16 protein-coding genes and 1 tRNA gene are annotated in these 18,051 nt (G+C 75.1%); 9 read left to right on the top strand and 8 right to left on the bottom strand.

All coding sequences use genetic code 11. The annotated features are described in order from the left end of the window. Positions 1-355: 355 nt before the first annotated feature. The 3 genes from OG335_RS34045 to OG335_RS34035 form a co-directional block, all read right to left on the bottom strand. A complete protein-coding gene (locus OG335_RS34045; protein ID WP_405014998.1) occupies positions 356-1,375 on the bottom strand; it encodes a helix-turn-helix domain-containing protein in 1,020 nt (339 codons plus the stop codon). A gap of 352 nt (positions 1,376-1,727) precedes the next feature. Further along, positions 1,728-2,444 (bottom strand): hypothetical protein, encoded by a 717-nt coding sequence (locus OG335_RS34040; protein ID WP_405014997.1) that lies wholly within the window; start codon positions 2,442-2,444, stop codon positions 1,728-1,730. A gap of 128 nt (positions 2,445-2,572) precedes the next feature. Then, the gene (locus OG335_RS34035; protein WP_405014996.1) at positions 2,573-3,151 is read right to left on the bottom strand and encodes a TetR/AcrR family transcriptional regulator; all 579 of its coding nucleotides are present in this window, start codon (positions 3,149-3,151) and stop codon (positions 2,573-2,575) included. A gap of 248 nt (positions 3,152-3,399) precedes the next feature. Between OG335_RS34035 and OG335_RS34030 the strand changes: the two genes are divergently transcribed. Further along, entirely contained in the window at positions 3,400-4,050 is a 651-nt protein-coding gene (locus OG335_RS34030; protein ID WP_405014995.1) for a nucleotidyltransferase domain-containing protein, read from the top strand. A 119-nt stretch (positions 4,051-4,169) separates the two neighbouring features. Here the strand turns inward: OG335_RS34030 and OG335_RS34025 are convergent. The 3 genes from OG335_RS34025 to OG335_RS34015 all read right to left on the bottom strand — a co-directional run bounded on the left by OG335_RS34025 (position 4,170) and on the right by OG335_RS34015 (position 6,494). Then, positions 4,170-4,243 (bottom strand) — tRNA-Met (locus tag OG335_RS34025). 323 nt (positions 4,244-4,566) lie between these two features. Continuing rightward, complete coding sequence (locus OG335_RS34020) at positions 4,567-5,208, bottom strand: TetR/AcrR family transcriptional regulator (RefSeq protein ID WP_405014994.1); 642 nt, start codon at positions 5,206-5,208, stop codon at positions 4,567-4,569. A gap of 221 nt (positions 5,209-5,429) precedes the next feature. Next, complete coding sequence (locus tag OG335_RS34015) at positions 5,430-6,494, bottom strand: aminotransferase class V-fold PLP-dependent enzyme (RefSeq protein WP_405014993.1); 1,065 nt, start codon at positions 6,492-6,494, stop codon at positions 5,430-5,432. Positions 6,495-6,955: 461 nt separating this feature from the next. Between OG335_RS34015 and OG335_RS34010 the strand changes: the two genes are divergently transcribed. The 5 genes from OG335_RS34010 to OG335_RS33990 all read left to right on the top strand — a co-directional run bounded on the left by OG335_RS34010 (position 6,956) and on the right by OG335_RS33990 (position 14,219). Further along, positions 6,956-8,062 (top strand): AI-2E family transporter, encoded by a 1,107-nt coding sequence (locus tag OG335_RS34010; protein ID WP_405014992.1) that lies wholly within the window; start codon positions 6,956-6,958, stop codon positions 8,060-8,062. 324 nt (positions 8,063-8,386) lie between these two features. Continuing rightward, complete coding sequence (locus OG335_RS34005) at positions 8,387-11,191, top strand: SCO7613 C-terminal domain-containing membrane protein (RefSeq protein ID WP_405014991.1); 2,805 nt, start codon at positions 8,387-8,389, stop codon at positions 11,189-11,191. 258 nt (positions 11,192-11,449) lie between these two features. Continuing rightward, complete coding sequence (locus OG335_RS34000) at positions 11,450-12,871, top strand: MFS transporter (protein ID WP_405014990.1); 1,422 nt, start codon at positions 11,450-11,452, stop codon at positions 12,869-12,871. Between the two features lie 168 nt (positions 12,872-13,039). Then, positions 13,040-13,894 (top strand): SCO6745 family protein, encoded by an 855-nt coding sequence (locus OG335_RS33995; protein WP_405014989.1) that lies wholly within the window; start codon positions 13,040-13,042, stop codon positions 13,892-13,894. 175 nt (positions 13,895-14,069) lie between these two features. Then, on the top strand, positions 14,070-14,219 hold the full coding sequence (locus OG335_RS33990) for a hypothetical protein (protein ID WP_405014988.1): 150 nt from the start codon (positions 14,070-14,072) through the stop codon (positions 14,217-14,219). 125 nt (positions 14,220-14,344) lie between these two features. Here OG335_RS33990 and OG335_RS33985 read toward each other — a convergent pair whose 3' ends face one another. After that, on the bottom strand, positions 14,345-14,842 hold the full coding sequence (locus tag OG335_RS33985; RefSeq protein ID WP_405014987.1) for a DCC1-like thiol-disulfide oxidoreductase family protein: 498 nt from the start codon (positions 14,840-14,842) through the stop codon (positions 14,345-14,347). 75 nt (positions 14,843-14,917) lie between these two features. After that, complete coding sequence (locus OG335_RS33980; RefSeq protein ID WP_405014986.1) at positions 14,918-15,322, bottom strand: hypothetical protein; 405 nt, start codon at positions 15,320-15,322, stop codon at positions 14,918-14,920. A gap of 269 nt (positions 15,323-15,591) precedes the next feature. Here OG335_RS33980 and OG335_RS33975 point away from each other — a divergent pair, with 269 nt between their 5' ends. The 3 genes from OG335_RS33975 to OG335_RS33965 all read left to right on the top strand — a co-directional run bounded on the left by OG335_RS33975 (position 15,592) and on the right by OG335_RS33965 (position 18,041). Beyond that, entirely contained in the window at positions 15,592-15,966 is a 375-nt protein-coding gene (locus tag OG335_RS33975; protein ID WP_405014985.1) for a hypothetical protein, read from the top strand. 257 nt (positions 15,967-16,223) lie between these two features. Next, positions 16,224-16,802, top strand: a complete 579-nt coding sequence (locus OG335_RS33970) for a DUF4328 domain-containing protein (protein WP_405014984.1) — start codon at positions 16,224-16,226, stop codon at positions 16,800-16,802. A gap of 435 nt (positions 16,803-17,237) precedes the next feature. Beyond that, entirely contained in the window at positions 17,238-18,041 is an 804-nt protein-coding gene (locus OG335_RS33965; RefSeq protein WP_405014983.1) for an ABC transporter ATP-binding protein, read from the top strand. Positions 18,042-18,051: the final 10 nt, after the last annotated feature.

The following is an 18,051-nucleotide window of genomic DNA, read 5'->3' as shown; positions in this document are numbered from 1 at the left end:
TCACCACAGCCCGCAGCCCTCAGCGCCCAGCCCTCAGCGCCCAGCAGCGGACGACGGCACCGCGCGCGCCCACCCGATGTCCCTCATCAGACCGGCGGTCGGGTGTGCCGCGAGCGCCGTGCGCCTCGCGACCCACCCCCATCGGCCCTGGTCACCGACAACCGACCCCATGACTGACACGTGCTCACTCCCGACGATTCGACTGTGCGGCATCCACCGGGGCAGGACGGCCCGCCCGGTCCGGTCCGAGGCGGAGGCGGAGGACGGTGTGCCGCCCGCGGTGGCTCCTCGTCGAGGGTGTCAGGACATCGCCGGTCCGTGTTCGCTCTGCGTCGACGGTGACTTGGCATTGCGTCTACTCACCGGAGCCCCCGGACAGCGCCCGGCGCCGGTACTCCCTGGGCGAGAGTCCGTACGCGGCCTGGAAGGCCCGGCTGAAGTCGGAGGCGCGGGGAATGCCCCAGCGGGCGGCCACGGTGTGGATCGGCACGGCGCGCAGCGCGGGGTCCGCCAGGTCGCGGCATGCCTTCTCCAGCCGCCGGCCGCGGATCCAGGCAGCGACCGTCTCGCCCTGGGAGTGCTGGGTGAACAGGCGGTGGAGGTAGCTGAGGGAGATGTGGTGCACGGTGGCGATGACGGGCGGGGACAGTTCGGGGTCGTGGAGGTTGCGCTGGATGAAGGTCCGGATGCTCTCCACCATGGCGCGCCGGCGGACGTCGTCCGGGACGGCGGCCCGGGCGTCGAGTTCGCGGGCGAGCCAGGTGGTCACCAGGTCGACGACGACCGTTCCCAGCCGGTGCGCCTCGGCGGGTCCCAGGGCGGTGGCCTGCCGGTCCAGTCCGAGGAGGAAGTCCGGGAGGAGCGCGCCCGCGCCCTCCCGCGTCGGCAGGCCGCGGCGCAGCAGGTCGCGCACCTGGTGCGGCGGGAGCGGCAGCAGTGCGGCGGGGAAGTCGACGCCCAGTGCTTCGATCCGGCCCTCTCCCGGGTCGGAGGTGCGGGTGTCGAAGCCCTGCAGGTCGAAGGGGTGGGAGCTGTGGACCATGTGCAGGTCGCCCCGCCCGAAGGTCTCCTCGTGACGGGCGGCACCGCGGGTCAGCGCCAGGCCTCCGTCGAGCAGCAGCGTCAGGTGGCACATCTCTGCGTCCGATCGCCGCACCATGCGCTCGGTCCGCCAGAACCGCGCCGGGGAGAACGACGACCTGAGCAGGCTCACCGGTCCCAGGTCGAGGCGCCGCATGTCCGCCTCGAAGTGGTCGGGGTGGGTGCTGGCGACCTCGCTCGCCCGCGTCTGCCCGATCACCTCCCGCCAGCAGTCGAACCGCTCCTTCACGGGAAGGCTCCCGGTTCGGAACACGCCCACCGTCCCCGCGTCCATGCGCCGCCCCTTCCGGGTCCTTCACCGTGCCGGACGGACCCTGTCTTCCGGACCTGACATCTGTGCTCCGCGGTCCGCCGCAGCGGCCGTGGTCCCCCACGACCGCCCTCGTGACGGGTGCTCGGCCGCACCCGACGGCCCGACGGCCCGACCGCGGAGACTGCGGAGACTGCGGCGGACCGTTCGAACCGTCCACGACAAAATAGCCTCCGGCCAGGGGCTCTTGACGGACCGTAACCAGACGGATGCGACCAAGGGGGACCAAACGGGACCGGGCGAGCGGCGGAATGTGCCGCACCTCACACACCCGACGGTGCGCACCGCCACACCCGCGGCGCAGGGCCGGGCGGGGTCAGCTCCAGTCGAAGGTCAGCAGGGCCACTCGTTCGACGGGCTCGAAGAAGAGCAGGATCCAGCCGGCACCGCTGCGGCGGTAGTGGCAGCCCGGCACCGCCGCCACGAAGCGGAACGGGTGTCCGGCCGGGCTGATCGGCCGGGCCTCGTCGTCGGCGTACTCCAGCGGGAAGAACCCGGTCTCGGACCAGTTGCCGCCCTCGGCGCCGCCGCCGAGCTGTTCGAGCAGCGCCACCGGGTCGGTGGCCCCGGGGAGCGGGGCGCCGTCGGCGTCGAGCATGAGCAGCCTGCCTTCGCGGCGGAACGAGTCCCGGTGCAGGCGGTAACTGCGCTCTTCGCCGCGACAGTGCTCCTCCAGCTGGGCACGGAAGCCCTTGTACGGCTCCGGCAGCTCGTCGGGGGTCGTCGCCCGGGCGAAGTAGCGCACGTCGCCGAGCAGGCGGTAACGGTCGCCCTCCAGCGCGAATCCGAGCCAGTTGGTGGTCTGCAACGGCGAGTGGAAGGCCTCGGTGTGGTCGCCGAGGTAGCCCTCCGCCGGTTCCAGCGGGCTGAGCAGGTGGATCCACCCGTGCCAGGCCGGGTCGACCCGGGCGAGTTCGATCGAGATCAACGGGTGCAGGTGCTCGGCCAGTTCGGCCTGGTCGGCGACGAACACCTCCGCAGGCGCGGGGTAGGCCCGCAGGCCCGGCCCGGCCGTCATCACGTCTTCCAGCATGCCCGGAGCCTCCCATGTCGGTGCGACAGCAGGCGGGCCGCCCCCGCGGGTGCCCGGGCGGATCGGCACGGCGGGCCGCCGCGCCGGGCCGGGAACGACGGCTTCAGGTGGTGGGTGCGCCGGCGGCGTCAGCTCGGGGCGATCCCCTCGATGAGCAGGTCCAGCCGCGTCTTCTCGCCGTGCGCCGGAATGCGGCCGGTCGCGGACAGGGCGGAGATCCCGTGCAGGGCGGCCCACAGCAGCTCGGCACGTGCCTCGCGGCCCGTGGTCTCCTCGGGCAGCGCCTCCACGAAGGCCTCGAAGGCGGCACGCAGCGCCACGGGTGTCTCCTCGTCGGCGAACTTCAGCTGCGTGGGCATCACGAACATCGCCTGGTAGAGGGCCGGGTGCTCGACGGCGAAGCGCAGATAGGCCTGACACACCGCCCGCAGGCCGCTCTCCGGCTCCCGCCCTCCGGCGGCCGCCCGCGCATCGCGCAGCAGCTGGGCCAGTTCGGCGAAGGCCTCCTCGGCGACGGCCGCGACGATGGCGTCCTTGCCCTTGAAGTGGCTGTAGAGCACCGGCTGGCTGTACTCCACGCGCTCGGCGAGGCGGCGGGTGGTGACCGCCTCCCAGCCCTCGGCCTCGGCCAACTCGCGCGCCATGGCGAGGATCAGGCCGTGGCGCTGGGCACGCTCCCGCTCGCGGCGACTCCGGGTGACTGACATGAGCGGAATTCTATCACTGCTAGACAGTGGGCCAATGCTATGTCGGGCATCGCCGGAAGACCGGGCCGCGCTCGGAGCCGTCCCGACCTCGGAGCCGTCCCGACCTCGGCCACCGGCCCGCTCCGCGAGGGCCGCTGCCGGCGGATCGCACCACGCGCAGGGGGGCGTGCCGCGCACGAACGCGCTCACCGCGCGGCGTTCACCACGGAATTCGGCCCGGCGAGCGGTGCTGCCCGTAGGCTGGCCGGATGAGCGATGCACTCCCAGCGGGCGGCGTCGAGCTCACCGAGGCCGAGGCCGAGGCCAGGTGGGGCAATGCCTGGTCCCCCGCGCAGGTCGCCGACCGGCTGGCCGGGGTGTCCGCTCCCTGGTACATCGCCGGCGGCTGGGCCGTCGACCTGTTCAAGGGCGGGCAGAGCCGCCACCACAGCGATCTGGAGATCGCCGTACCGGCCGCACACTTCCCGGAGATCCGGGCGCGGTTTCCCGAGTTCGCCTTCGACGTCGTGGCCTCCGGGCACCTGTGGCGGACACCGGCGCCGGAGGCGTGGGAGCTGACCCACCAGACGTGGTTGCGCGATCCGGCGACCGGCGACTTCCTGCTGGACGTGTTCCGCGAGCCGCACGACGGCCCGGTGTGGATCTGCCGACGCGACCCGTCGATCCGCCTGCCGTACAGCGCGGTCGTCCGCCGCACGCCGGAGGGGATCCCCTACCTCGCACCGGAGTTGGCCCTGCTGTTCAAGGCCAAGGCCGTCCGCCCCAAGGACCAGGAGGACTTCAGCACCACCGTCGAGCTGCTGGACGACGCCCAGCGGCGGACCCTGGCCGCCCTCCTCACCCGGGTACACCCGGGACACGGCTGGCTGGCGGATCTGCGTCCGGCCGGGACCAGGTGACCGTGACCGCGACCGTGGCAGCACGACGATCGACACCTGAGGCACCGGCCGCTTCCGCACGCGTCCCGGCATCGACGAGAAACGGCCCGGAACAGTGTGTTCCGGGCCGTTCTCCTTTGTAGCGGGGACAGGATTTGAACCTGCGACCTCTGGGTTATGAGCCCAGCGAGCTACCGAGCTGCTCCACCCCGCGTCGGTAGGGACGACACTACAGGCCGACAGGCACAACGACGAAATCCGCGGCCGTGGCGGAGGTCGGCCGGCGTCCCCACGCGCAGCGCCGTCCGGACGCGAGGGGACGAAAGCACCACGAACGATCGCCGATCGGCACTGCCTGCGGCGGCTGCTCGACGGGCGCCCTTGACAGGGAACGAGCTCCCTGCCGACGGCGGGCTCACCAGGATGCAGGAAGGACCCTGCTCGGGTCACGGGCCCGAAGGGTGCGGGACGGCGTCGGCGGTCGGCGAACGCCACCCGGCCAACCTCACCCGGCGACGCGGCTCGGGCGGGGGCGGCTCAGGTGCGGCGGTGGTCGGGGGTGAGGAGGTAGGCGATCGCCATGTCGCTCAGCTCGTCGGCGTAGCGGCGCCGGGCCGCCGCGCCGGTGGCGGGGTCGGGGCGCAGGGAGTTGTGGAAGCAGGCGCCGAGGACGGCGCGGGCCGCGGTGTCCAGGGCCGCCTGCGGGTCGGAGCGGCGGATCAGGTCGGTGTAGGGGGCCGCGGCGTCCAGCAGGAGGCGGTGGATCGTGGTGATGGTGGCGGCGCCGCGGTCCAGGGACGTGGCCCCGCGTACGCGCAGCAGTTCGGGGAAGAGGTTGCTGCCGTCGGCGAAGGACTCCAGCAGGGCGTGCGCGTAGGCGTCCATCACGCCGGGGAGCGACGGCTCGGCCGCGCGCAGCCGGTCGGCCACGTACTCCTCACGTCGCTCCAGCATCCGCTCGACCAGGGCGGTGATCAGCTGTTCCTTGTCCTCGAAGCGCCGGTAGATCGTGCCGACCGAGACGCCCGCACGCTCGGCGACACCGACGATCGTCATCTCGTCCAGCCCGGCCGAGGACGCGATCTCCTCGGCCGCCCGCAGCACGCGGGCCAGCGTCGCGACACTGCGCGCCTGCCGGGGTTCCCGGTGGCGCGGCGGGCGGTCCGGCGCGTCAGTCATGTCACGCATGGTAGCGGCGACCGTCCCGGCAGGTTCTCTTGACGAGCGGCGCGCTCCTGCGGGCAACCCTTCCACGCCCGCCGCACCCTGGACCGCTTCAGGAAGCGCCTGGGCCGCCGGGGACTGCTCGACCTCCTGGCCGCGGACATCGAGAGGGCAACGCCTTCCTGCTCTCCCGGGCGCGGGACCGGACGCGGCCCGCCGGGTGGGAGCGACGGTCGTCAACCCCGCCCGAGGAGGTCCAGCGCCCGGTCGACGTCGTCCGGGGTGGTGGACAGGTGGAAGGCGAAGCGGACGTGACCGGCGCGCAGGGAGGCGACGACGTTTCCCGCCGCGAGGCGCTCGGCCGTTCCCTCGGGAAGCGGCACGGAGACGATGGCCGAGTTGCCGGGGGGCAGGTGCAGGCCCGCGCGGAAGCGGTTGGCGAGGCCGGTGTTGTGGGCGCGGACGGCCTCGGTGGGGAAGGTGTTGAGGAACTCCAGGGCGGCTGCCTGCCCGACCCAGCTGGTCCAGGCCGGGGAGAGGTCGAGGCGGCGGGCGTCGCCGGCCAGGCGCAGGGGGGTGCCGTAGACGGAGTCCCAGATCGCCTCTCCGGCGTACCACCCCGCGGCGAGGGCCGGCAGTTCGTCGAGGGCTTCTTCGGTCCCGGCGAGGAAGCAGGTGCCGCGCGGCCCGAGGAGCCACTTGTAGCCGCCGCAGACCATGAGGTCGATTCCGGCGGCGGGCAGGGGAAACCAGCCGGCCGCCTGGGTGACGTCCAGGAGGAGGCGCGTCCGGCCCGCGGTGGCGGTGACGAGGTCGTCGACGGGGGCGAGGCGTCCGTCGGACGACTGGACGGCGGAGACGGCGACGAGGTCGACCGATGCGTCGACGGAGTCGGCGATCCTCTCCAGCGGGACCGAACGCACGTGCAGGCCCTGAGGGGCGGCCAGGAACGGGAAGAGCAGGGAGGTGAAGTCGCCGTCCGCGACCAGGACCGTCGCCCCGGCCGGCAGGGACGCCGCGACCACACCGACGAACTGCGAGACCTGCGAGCCGACGGCCACACGGTGCGCGGGCACGCCGAGGAGGTCTGCGAACGCCGCTCTGGAACGGGTCACGGCGTCGTCCAGCGGTCCCATGGCCATGCGGCCGGCGGACCGGTCCTTCTCCACGGCCAGGATCGCCTGTTGGGAGGACCGGGGCGGCAGTCCGTAGCCTGCGGTGTTCAAGTAGGCCACGTCGCAGGTGAACTGCCGGTGAGCATCGGAGACCTGCGTGGAGGGACGGGCGCTGTCCGGGTTCATGGTGCAAGCATCCGCGACGCCGGGTCGAAACTCCAACGAGGTTTCCGCGGGGCCGCGATGGGCTGCCGGGCCGGGTTCAGGGGAGCACGGCGCCCGACTGCCGGGGGTGTCCGAGGCGCAGGAGCCGTCGCCGTCCCGGGAGTGCCGGAGGCCGGGGACGGGCCCGATGCGGGACAGCAGGTGGAACCGGGCAGGGGACACCGGCGGTCGGCCCGGGTACGGGCGGGGTGGCTCGGGCGCGGACGCGGTGGCCCGGGCGCGGGCGCGGGCGCGGTGGCCCGGCGCGCAGGCGGCCCGCCGGGTGAAGGAGCGGGCCGGGGCGGGCCGCCGTCGGCGCGGGAACATCCCGCGCGGCGCTCCAGCCGCTATCCAGGGTTCATGCCTCTTTCGCACCCCACCACTCCCCGGCCGCGCGGCCGGATCCCGGCACAGCGGGTACCGGCGGGGGACGGCGGTGCGGCATGCCGGTGAGGCGGCCGGGGCGCGCCCGGCCCGAACGCCCGGGGGCGAACGGCACCGTGGCGCCGGCGGGGCTGCGGCGCCTCTCCGACTACGCCTGGCGGCTGCTCGTCGTCGCGGGGGCGGCCTATCTGGTGCTGGTCGTCGTGGGGAAGTTCCACCTGATCACGCTGGCGGCCTTCCTCGCGATGGTGATCACCTCGGTGATCAGGCCGCTGGTCGACCGGGGCGCCCGGGTCCTCCCCCGCCCGCTCGCGGTACTGATCGGCCTGGCCGTCGCCCTGCTGGTGCCGGCCGGGCTGCTCGCACTGGTCGGCGAGACCGTGGCGAACGAACTGTCCGGCCTGACCAAGGAGTTCCAGGGCGGCCTGGACCGGTTGGAGACGGCGCTGGAGGGGGCTCCGCTGCACGTCGCCCGCGGCACCTTCGACGACCTCCAGCGCAAGGTCTCCGACTTCGTCTCCGAGCACCGCTCCACCCTGATCAGCACCGCCGTCAGCGGCGCCGGCCGGGTGGTCGAGGTGGCGACCGGCGCCGCGCTCGCCCTCTTCATGTCGGTGTTCTTCCTGCATTCCGGCGAGCGGATGTGGCGCTGGACGGCCGGCCAGCTGCCCGCCGCGGCCGGCGACCACCTCGACCGGGGTGGCCGCGCGGCCTGGCGGACCTTCTCCGGCTACACCCGGGGCATCTTCATCGTCGCGGTCAGCAACGCGATCATGGTCGGCATCGCCCTTCTCCTGCTTCGGGTCCCGCTGGCCCTGCCGCTGACCGTGCTGGAGTTCTTCGCCTCCTTCGTCCCGCTGGTCGGCTCGCCGATCGCGATGCTCGTCGCCTCGCTGGTGGCACTGGCCGCCCGCGGGCCGGTGATCGCGATCGTCGTCCTCGCGCTGATCGTGGTGATCGGCCAGATCGAGGGTCACCTGCTGCACCCGCTGGTGATGAGCTGGGCGGTCAGCCTGCACCCGGTGGTGGTCGCGGTCGCGGTGCTGGCCGGCAGCATCTCGGCCGGGGTGATCGGCGCGGTCGTCGCCGTCCCGGCGGTGTCGGTGGTCTGGTCGGTGTACGCCGAACTACGGGGCCCACGGCAGCCGGGAGTACCGCCGCCCTGACCCTCTCCGCGTACGGGGTGCGATCCCGATCCGCGCCGTGGGACTCCGGCTGGACTCCGACTGGACTCCGGCACCCACGGAGGGCTCCTCACCGAACCGCCCGGGCACCGGCAGGCCGTCGCCGTCCACGACGCCATGACCCGGCCGGAGCGGGGGCGTTCGCACCACACGTGGGAGCCGGCGTCCGGCGGCGATCGCGTCACCGGCGCCCGGAGGCCCGACTGCTCCCCGCACCCGGCAGGGTCACCCTGCACGGCGCGCCCCTCCCGGAAGTGAGTCGTCGTACTCATGTGCGCGGGGCGGCACACGCTGCACACTCTGCGCATGACGACCCCGTACTCCGCCCCCTGCCCCGACTGCGGCGCCGATCTCGGCCCCGGCCGGCACAGCCGGTGCCCGCACTGCCGGCTGCCGCTGACCGGCGCGGACGCCGGCGCGCTCTGGCAGGTCGTCATGGCCCTGCACGGGCTGGACGAGCAGCGCGGGGCGATGCTGCGGCACCGGGACCACCTGCTCGCCGGGCTGCGCGCCCGCCGGGACGCTCCCGACACCGCCCCGGTGTGGGCGGCACCGCCCGGCGCTCCCCCGGTCGTGCCGCCGCCTCGTGCGATGCCGTCGGCCGCCGGCGCCGACGGGTCGGGCGAGGTCTCCGGCCGCTCCGCGCAGACCGTGCTGCTGGTGCTCGGCGGGCTGCTGGTGAGCCTCGCCGCCCTGGTGTTCACCGTGGTCAGTTGGGGGCGGCTGGGCATCGGCGGCCGTGGCGCCGTCCTGTTCGGCCTCACGGCCGTCGCCCTGGCCGTCGCGTCCCCGCTGCGCCGCCGCCGGCTCACCGCGACCGCGGAGGCGGCGGCCGCCGTCGGGCTCGGGTTCCTGGTGCTCGACTGCTACGCGGTCAGGGCCGCCGGTCTCGCCGGGCTCGACGGCGTCGACGGGCTCGGCTACTGGGCCGGTGCCACCGCGCTGCTCGCCGCCGGTTCCCTGGCCTACGGCCGGGCGCAGCGGCTGCGGATCCCGCGTGCGGCGGGCCACGTGCTGACGCGGGTGCCCGTGCTGCTGGCCCTGGCCGCCGCCGGGGTGGAGCAGGTGGAGGCGTACGCGGCGGCAATGGTCGCGGCGACCGTGCTGGACACGACGCTTCTGGTGCGTGCGGATGGACGTACGGCGGGACGTGCGGCGGAGCGTACGGATGGACGTACGGCGGGGTGGACCGCCGACGCGGTGGCTCCGGAACGGCACGCCGAGGCGACGTTCCGGCGGGTCGGGGCGGGGTTCGCGGCGGTGTGGGCGCTGCTCGGCGGCGGCGTCGCGGTGCTCGGGTCGGTGCTGTCGGACGGACTCGCGGAGGCCGTCCTGGCCTGGGGGCCGCTGGGCGTGCTGGCCGCCCTGGGCATGGGGTCGGCGCTCCGGTCGTCCGGCCTGCCGCACGGGGCGCGGCAGGCGGTGGCGGCCGGCGCGGCCGTGGCGGCACTCGCCGCGGCCGGCGGGACGCTGCGCCCGCTGCTGCCGTGGGAGTGGACGGCGGTGGCCTACGGACTGCCCGCCGTGCTGCTCGTCGTCGGCGCGGGCATGCTGCTGCGGCACCGGCCGCAGACCGGGGCCGCGGCAGCGCGTGGTGCGGACTCGGTCGTGCGGACCGCCTGGACCGGAGTCCTCTGCGCGGCGGCCGCCGTGCTCGGGGCGGCCTCGCTGGGAACGGTGCCGCGGGCGCTGGCCGCCGCGCTCGTGCCGCTCGGTCACGCTCCTGCCGCCTGGGGAGGGGCAGACGGGTCCGGGTGGGACCGGCAGACGCCGTGGCAGGTGCCGGGCTCCGCGCTGGTCGGGCTCGCGCTGGTCGCCGTCGCGCTGGGTGCCGTCGCCGCGCTGGGTGCCGTCCGGCTGCCTGCCCGGGTGCCGGCGACCGGGGCCGTGGTGACGGGTCTCCCGGTGGTGGCCCTGGCGGCACCGGCCGCCGGGCTGCCCTACGGGGTGTCGGTGGGCTGGGCCCTGTTGCTCGCCGCGGCGGCGGCCGCGGCGGTCGCGGTGCGGCCGGGGCGGCCGGCCTGGGCCGGACTCGCGGTTGCGGGCGGGCTGGCGTCGCTGTGGGCGTCGGCGGACCGGACGGCCACGATCGTCGCCCTCGGTGCCTGCGCGGCGCTCGCGGCGGCGACCGCCTGGCGGGCCGTCACCCGTGGTGGCTCCACCGGGCGGGCGGCTGCCACGGCGGCGGCCGGTGCGGTGCTCGCCCTCGGTGTCGAGGCCGCGGCGATCGGCGACACGGCCGGTCTGGCGCAGCCGTCCGTCGCGCTCGCGATCCTGGGCGTCGCCGCGGCCACCGCGCCGGTGGCGGCCGTGATCGCCCGCCGGACGCGAGACGGCGGCGGCGCGGCGGGCGGGACCGCCCCCGGCGCGGCGTCCACGGCCGGTGCGGCGTCCGTCCCCGGTGCGGCGGAGGAGGTGGCCGGTGCCACAACGGGCGGCGCGGCGGTGCTCCGGCGCGTGGCCGGGGCGGTGGAGGGCACCGGCTACGCGCTGGCCGTGGTGGCGCTCGGGCTGATGGTCACCCACCCGGGGGTGCTGGCGTTCGGACTGGCGGCGGCCGGTGTGGTGGCCGCGGCGGTCGCGCTGCGCGCCGACCGGCGGGCGGCGGCAGGGATCGCGGCGACCGTCCTGCTGCTGGCCTCGACGTGGGTGCGGCTGGCGCTGTGGGGCGTGGTCACGCCGGAGGCGTACACCGCGGGCCTGGCCGGTGCGGCGCTCACGGTCGGGCACCTGCGGTACCGCCGGGACGCTGCGGCGTCCTCCTGGGCGGCGTACGGGCCGGGGCTCGGTCTCGGCCTCGCGCCGAGCGTCCTGGCGCTGGGGGCGGACGGCCACTGGCTCCGTCCGCTGCTGCTCGGCGGCGCCGCGCTCGGGGTGACCCTGCTCGGTGTGCGGTTCCGGTTGCAGGCACCGCTGGTGCTGGGCGGGGGCACGCTGCTGGTGACGGCGGCACACGAACTCGCGCCGACGGTGGTGCAGGTGCTCGGGCTGCTGCCGCGCTGGGCTCCTCCGGCGGCGGCTGGCCTGCTCCTGCTGGCCCTCGGCGCGGGCTACGAGCAACGCCTCCGCGACGCGCGCCGGCTCCGCGACGGCCTTCGGCGCCTGCGGTAGCGGCCGGTCGACCCGGTGTCCCGGCCGGCCCGGCCGACTCGGTGTCCCGCCCGACCCGGTGTCCCGCCCGACCCGGTGTCGGAGCGGCACGGGATCGCTGCCGGCCTCTGGTCACCGTCCGAACGATCGCCTACGATCACCGGCATGGACATCTCCGGGCCGCACTGACGGATCGCCCCCGCCACCGCCCCTCGCCGACGCGAGGCGGGCGGGGCGCCGCCGATCCGTCAACCGCCCTTCTTCCTGCCGGAGATCCTCATGTCCCGCCCCGTCAGGGGCAGCGCGACCTATCGCGCTGTCCTCTCGCTCCCCCGTGCCCGCACGCCGTTCGCCGCGGCCCTGCTGGCGCGGCTCTGCTACGGCGTGCTGCCTCTGCCCCTCCTTCTCTCGCTCAGGGACGCCACCGGCTCGTACACGGCGGCAGGCACCGCCGTGGGCCTGTTCGGCCTGATCTGTGCGCTGCTGGGGCCGCTGCGCGCCCGGCTGGTCGAGCGCCGTCCGGTCGCGCTGCCCGTCCTGGCGGGCGCCCACGCCGCGCTGCTGGCCGTGGTGGCGGTCGGCGCTGCGGCCTCGCTGCCCGCCTGGGCCTCGCTCGCCCCGGCGGTGCTCGCCGGGTTGTTCCCGCCCCCGGTCGGACCGCTGATGCGGACGCTGTGGGGCGAACTGGCCGCGGACGAGGAGCAGCGCCAGCGGGCGCTGAGCCTCGACACGGTCGCCGAGTCGACGGTGTTCGCCCTCGGTCCGGTGCTGGCCGGGCTGCTGGTCTCGGCCTGGTCCGCCCCCGTCGCGCTGGCGGCGTGTGCGGCGCTGTTCGTGGTGGCGTTCGCGGTGTTCGCGCACGCGCTGCGCGGCCGCCCCTCGGCGGCGCGGCCGTCGTCCGCGGGGGTGGTGACCGGTCCGCTGCGGGCGCCGGGCGTCGCCCCGCTGCTGCTGGTGGTGCTGGCGGTCGCGGCGGCGGTGGCTCTGGCCGACATCGCGATCGTCGCCGCCTGGGGCGCGGGGACGGCAGGTCCGCTGCTCGCGCTGTTCTCCGTCGGCGGCGCGGTGGGCGGGCTGGCCTACGGCCGGCGCACCTGGCGGTCGGGCCCGGGGCCGCGCCTGCTGGTGCTGGCCGCGGCGGCGACCGGCTGCTACGCGCTTCCGGTGCTGGTGCCGTCGCCGGGCGGTGCTGCCGTCGGCCTGCTGCTGGCGGGCGCGTGCACGGACGCCCTGCTGGTGACCGGATACCTGCTGGTCGACGTCCTGGTGCCGTCCGGGTCGCGGACGGAGGCCGGTGCCTGGGTGAACACGGCCTGGAACCTGGGGGGTGCGTTCGGGTCGTCGGCGGCGGGCCTGACGGTGGACCGGGCGGGCGCGGCTGCCGGGTTCACGGCGGCCGCCGTGGTGCTCGGCGCGGCCGCGGTCCTCGGCGCCCTGTGGCGCTCGCCGCTGCGCGGCCGGGGCCTGCGCTCGCCGCTGCGCGGCCGGGCCCTGCCGGCACCGCAGGAACCCGTCGAGCCGGACGAGCAAGCCCGCGGCGGCCGGGCCGGAGTGGGCACGATGCTCGGCGACGGGGACGGCGAAGTGCCCGGGGACGCAGCCGTGCAGCCGCTGCTCCTCATGGGGCGGGCAGGGCACACGGGGCACGTGGGGCATGCAGGGCACGCGGAGGTCGAGGCGGTCGCGGACGCGGTGCGGTAGCCGGCAGCCCTCGCTGCTCCGGATGCGACGATCCTCCGCCGCAGCGAGGACGGACGGCAGCGGAGTGCCCGGCCGACGTGCGTCGGCCGGGCACCACGGCCCAGCCCTCCGCCTGCGCCCCGGCCTCGCCTTCCGGCCCGTACGGCTGCCCGGGTACAGTCACCCACCATGGAGCTACTCGCCGGTAGGAAGTGTCACGACGCCCTCAACCCGCTGCACTCCCTGATCTACTTCGCCCCCGAGGCGGAGGAGGAGTTCACGGCCGCCGGCCTGGACCAGGGCCGGATGTGCTACTTCGCGGGGCGGTCGGCCGCCATGGGCGCGGTCGGCGCCGGGCCGGTCGCTGCCGCCTTCTTCAACTTCAGCCCCGCGCTGGTGGCCCGCCACATCCCGCGGGCCTGGACGCTCGCGAGCCCGGACGCCGTACTCGAAGCCCGACAGCGCGCCGTCGACCGGACGCTGCGCCGGCTCCTCGGCGACGGCATCGCCGCCGACCCCGAGGTCGCCGAGGCAGCGACCCTCGCCCTCCGCGCGGTCGAGGCATGCGCACCGGCCGGCCGCACCCTGTACGCCGCGCACGCCGGGCTCCCGACGCCCGACGAACCCCACCTCGCGCTGTGGCACGCCGTCACCCTGCTGCGGGAGTACCGCGGCGACGGCCACCTCGCCGCACTCACCGAGGCCGAACTGGACGGCCCGCAGGCCCTCGTCACCCACACCGCCACGGGCCGGGGGTTCACCACCGCGTTCGCCCGCGCCAGCCGCGGCTGGACCGACACCGAATGGGCACAGGCCGCCGACCGGCTGGCCGGGCGCGGACTCCTCGACACCACCGGGGCCCTCACCGAGGCCGGCCACACGCTCCGCCGGGGCATCGAGGACACCACCGACCGGCTCGCCCACCCGCCCTTCGCCCACCTGGGGCAGGCCGGCGTCGAACGGCTCACCGCCATCGGACGCGGGCTCACCGCCACGGCGACGAGCAACGGCGCCTTCCCCAGGGGCATCTTCAGCCGCACCTGACCCGACAGTCCCCGACGCACGGGAGCACTGGCCACGGGCACCCTCAGGCCGTTCGATCACCTGTACGGCCAAGGAACTTGGCGCGACGCGGTCGAACCGGGCAGCGGGCCCCGGCCGGGACCCGGACGAACGGGCGCGCCCCGGCTGCCGGTTCGACGGGACGTAGGGGGAGTCGGTGCTGAACGTGTTGCTCGCCGTTCTCATCCCGCTCGCGGCACTGGCCGTCGCCGGCTGCGGGTACTGGCTGTGGGCACGCCTCGGCACGGAGGACCCGGTGGAGCACCACAGCTCCATGCCGCACGAGTACACCCCACCCGACGGCTGACCTGAGCCGGGACGGCAGCCACGGACACAGCACCGGACGACTGCCGACGCCTGCGGGTGGACGGTTTCGGAAGGGCGGGAAGAGTGGTGGCCGGAGGCCACCGGCCGGCCCGGCGGACGCACCGGCTACGGCGCCGGGCAGGAGCCGCCCTCCCCGCAGGGGATCGCGGTCGCCGGCCCGCCGGCGCCGGGTGCCGCCCCGCCCACCGGGCCGCGAGCCGGGTCGACCGGCGCGGCGGCCGCCGGGCCGGCGGCGAGGCCGGGCACTCCCTCCCCGTCCGGTTCGACCCGGCCGGCCCCCGTGGCGGAGCGGTACTTGCTGGCGGCGAACGCCGCCGCGCGGGCCAGCGGGAGCCCGGCGGGGGTCGACAGCCGTACGGCGAGCGACCGGTACTCGGCGAGCGCCCACAGGCAGGCCACGAAGGCGGGCGCCCCGCGCCAGACCTCGCCGGTGTCGGCGACGATCGTGATCTCGCCGAGCGAGGCGTCGTGGTCGAGCCCGGGGAACCGCTCCCGGGCCGCGGCCGAAGCCGCCGTGACGAACTCCAGCGGCACCAGTTGCGACTGCCCTCGCAGCCAGGCGGTCAGGTGTCGGCAGAGCAGGCAGCCGGGATCGTGGAGCACGGTGATCCGACGGACCGGCGGCGGGGTTCCGGCTCCGGCTCCGGCTCCGGGGCGGGTGATCGCGTGCACGGCGGGTCAGCCCTGGTTCGGCCGGACCCACGCCTGCGGCGCGACCGGCGGCCGGTGCTGCTTGTCCAGCGCGCTCCGGCGGCGGATCCGGTTGAGCACGTACACGTTGCCCAGGTGCATCACGCCGAGCAGCAGCAGCACGGTGCCGAGCTTGTACGAGAGCGCGTCGAACACGCCGCGCACGTCGTCCACCTGCTCGTCGGTGCGCATCCAGAGCGCCACGAACCCGAGGTTGATCAGGTAGAAGCCGACCACCAGCAGGTGGTTGACCGCGTCGGCGAGCCGCTCGTCGCCGGCGAACACGTCGGCCAGGAAGATCCGGCCGTTCCTGCTCAGCGTCCGCGCCACCCACACGGTCACACCGGTGGCGATCGGCAGGTAGGCGGCATAGCTGATGACTGTGTAGTCCATCGGGACTCCGTTTCGAACGTGTTCAAAACCTTGCGGGCACGACTGTAGGGCACTGATTTGAACGCGTTCAAGTCAGTGCGTTGGGACGCTCGTCACATGTGGGCCCGGCAGCCGTCCGTCCTGCGCCCCGAGCCGGCGGGCCCGCCCGCGTCCCGGCACCCGCGGCGAGCGCGTCGGATAATGGCCGAGGCCACCGGCCGGCTGCGCCGGCGGCTGCAGCTGCAGCTGCGCACCGGTTCGATGGAAGCTCGATGGAAGGCAGAGGACGGATGACGCTGAAGGAAGGCCTGCGCGTCAGGTTGGCCGAGGACCTCGAAATCGGGGAGGCGGTCGCCGGGGAACCCGGGGCGGTCGTCGGGTTCCTCTCACTGGAAGCCGGGATCGAGGGCACCGTCGAACGGGTGGAGGGGGAACTCCCGGAGAGCGAGGAGTCCCGCGAGTACCAGCGGCTCAGGGCGCTGTTCGAGGACTACGGGCACACCATGCCGGCGGCGAGCCGACAGCAGCTGGAGGCGAAGATCGCCGCGCTGGAACCGGAGTGGACCGCGCAGCAGGCACGGGGCACCCGGGTGACGGTCCGGGTGCGGCTGGACAACGGCTTCGTCCTCGACGGGGCGCACCAGGACATCCTCACCCCCCTGTGAAGGACGCCCCGTGGAGCACGACGTCCCCACGCGACGGCGGCGCCGGCGGCGGCGAGGGATCAGGGAGCGGCCGCGGCGAAATCCCTTTGCAGTGCCAGGTTCGTGGCCTGCGGGCCACGGCAGGAATCATGTGGACAGCCTGAAATGCGCGGCCCTGTTCTGCAGACGATCTCTGCGTGTGACCAGCACCGCAGGTATGTCGGTGGGGGCTCGCAGTGCACTCCGAATCACCTCGTCGTGGGCCGCTTCCGCGCGCCTTGGCCTACAGCGGGCCGGTCGCCGACCCCAGGCGTCTGGCGCTGGCCGCACAGGTGCTGATCGCTGTGCAGACCGCTGCGCAGCTGGCCCTGGCGGCGGCCGGCGGCACCGGGTCGAAGCTCTTCGCGCAGTTCGCGCCGCTCTCCCTGCTGTTGTTCGCCGCCACCGTCGTCGCGTTCCTCTGCTGGTTCCGGCGCTGTCGGCTCAACGCGGAGCGCTTCGCGCCCGGGACCCATCGGTATTCGGCGGGGTTCGCCGTCGGCGCGTGGTTCATCCCCGTGGCGATGTGGTGGATTCCGCGCCGGATGGCGCTGGACGTCTGGCGGGCGAACCCACCCGCCGGCGGGGCCTGGGTGGTCGACGCGTGGTGGGCGGCGTGGCTCGCCAAGACGGTCGGCGGCGCGATCGCCGTTCGGTTCGTGGGGGGCCCTGTCGGGTACTCGCTCTATGACGAGGTCGTCGGCGTCGCCGCCGCCGTTCTGGCGATCCTGGTGATCCGGCAGGTGACCGCCCGTCAGGACGCGGCGGTTCGGGCCGATCTGGCAGCCGTGCCGTTCACCCGGGTTTCGGCGCTCTGACCGCCCCCTGCACACCGCTCTGCCCCTGCACACCGCTGCGGCGATCCGGCGGCCAGGGCCGGTGTGGGCCCCGCCTCCAGGCGTCGTCGCAGGTCAGAGGCTCCATCGCCGAGCGCGACCACCTGACACGGCAGGCCGCCCGGCTCAACGCCCACCGGGGTGGCTGACAGGTACGGGGAGCTGCGGCCCGGCTACGGCAGGGTCCGGGGCGGGAGGGGGCGGGGCAGGCCAGCATGGAACTCGACTATAGGGTACATTTATCATCATTCTCCGAGTGAGGACTCCGGTGCCCCGCTCCTTCCTGCGGACACCGCCGGGCGTGGGGCACGCTGCCGCGACCGCGGCGGCCCCCGGTCGATCGCGCGCCGCCCGGGGCCGACCGGAAGGCCGGCGCCTCCCGCAGCACCGATGTCCTGCCCGACCACGTGAGGAACCATGGCCCGCACTCCCGTACTCCAGGCCGACCGGATAGACGTCGTGCGCGACGGCAGGCTGCTGCTGGACGGCGTGTCGCTGACGGTCCACCCCGGCGAGCACTGGGCGCTCCTCGGCCCCAACGGCGCCGGCAAGTCCACGCTGTTCAGCCTGCTCGGCGCCGTGAGCCACCCCACCCGGGGAACGGTCCAGGTGCTGGGACACACACTCGGCCGCGTCGATCTGCAGAAACTGCGACGTCTGGTCGGGCACGTCAACCCGCGGCATCCCCTGAAGTCCGCGCTGAAGGTGTCCGACGTCGTCCTCACCGGTCTCACCGGCACCGTCGAGCGCGCTCCCCGCTGGTCCCCCGCCCCCGAGCAGGAAGCCCTGGCCGACAAGCTGATCGCCATGCTCGGCCTCTCCGAGCGCGCCGACGCCCGCTGGCCGGTGCTCTCCCAGGGCGAGCGCGGACGGGCGCTCATCGCCCGCGCCCTGATGTCGGACCCGGGGCTCCTGCTCCTCGACGAGCCCGCCACCGGCCTGGACCTCCCCGGCCGGGAACAACTCGTGGAGAGCCTGGACACGCTCCAGCGCGCCCGCCCGGAGCTGGCCTCGGTGATCGTCACGCACCACCTGGAGGAACTGCCCTCCGGCACCACCCACGCCGCGCTGCTCCGCGCAGGCCGCGTCCTGTCCTCCGGTCCCGTGGACGACGTACTGACCAGCCGGCGCGTCAGTGAATGCTTCGACCATCCCCTCGCCCTCAGCAGGACGGCACGGGGGCGCTGGCACGTGGAGGCCGAGCGCGACCGGACGGTCTGACTCCGCGCCG

The organism is Kitasatospora sp. NBC_01539 (assembly GCF_045040525.1).
Taxonomy (GTDB): domain Bacteria; phylum Actinomycetota; class Actinomycetes; order Streptomycetales; family Streptomycetaceae; genus Kitasatospora.
The sequence above is the reverse complement of the archived record's forward strand: the minus strand, read 5'-3'. Positions and strand labels throughout refer to the sequence as shown.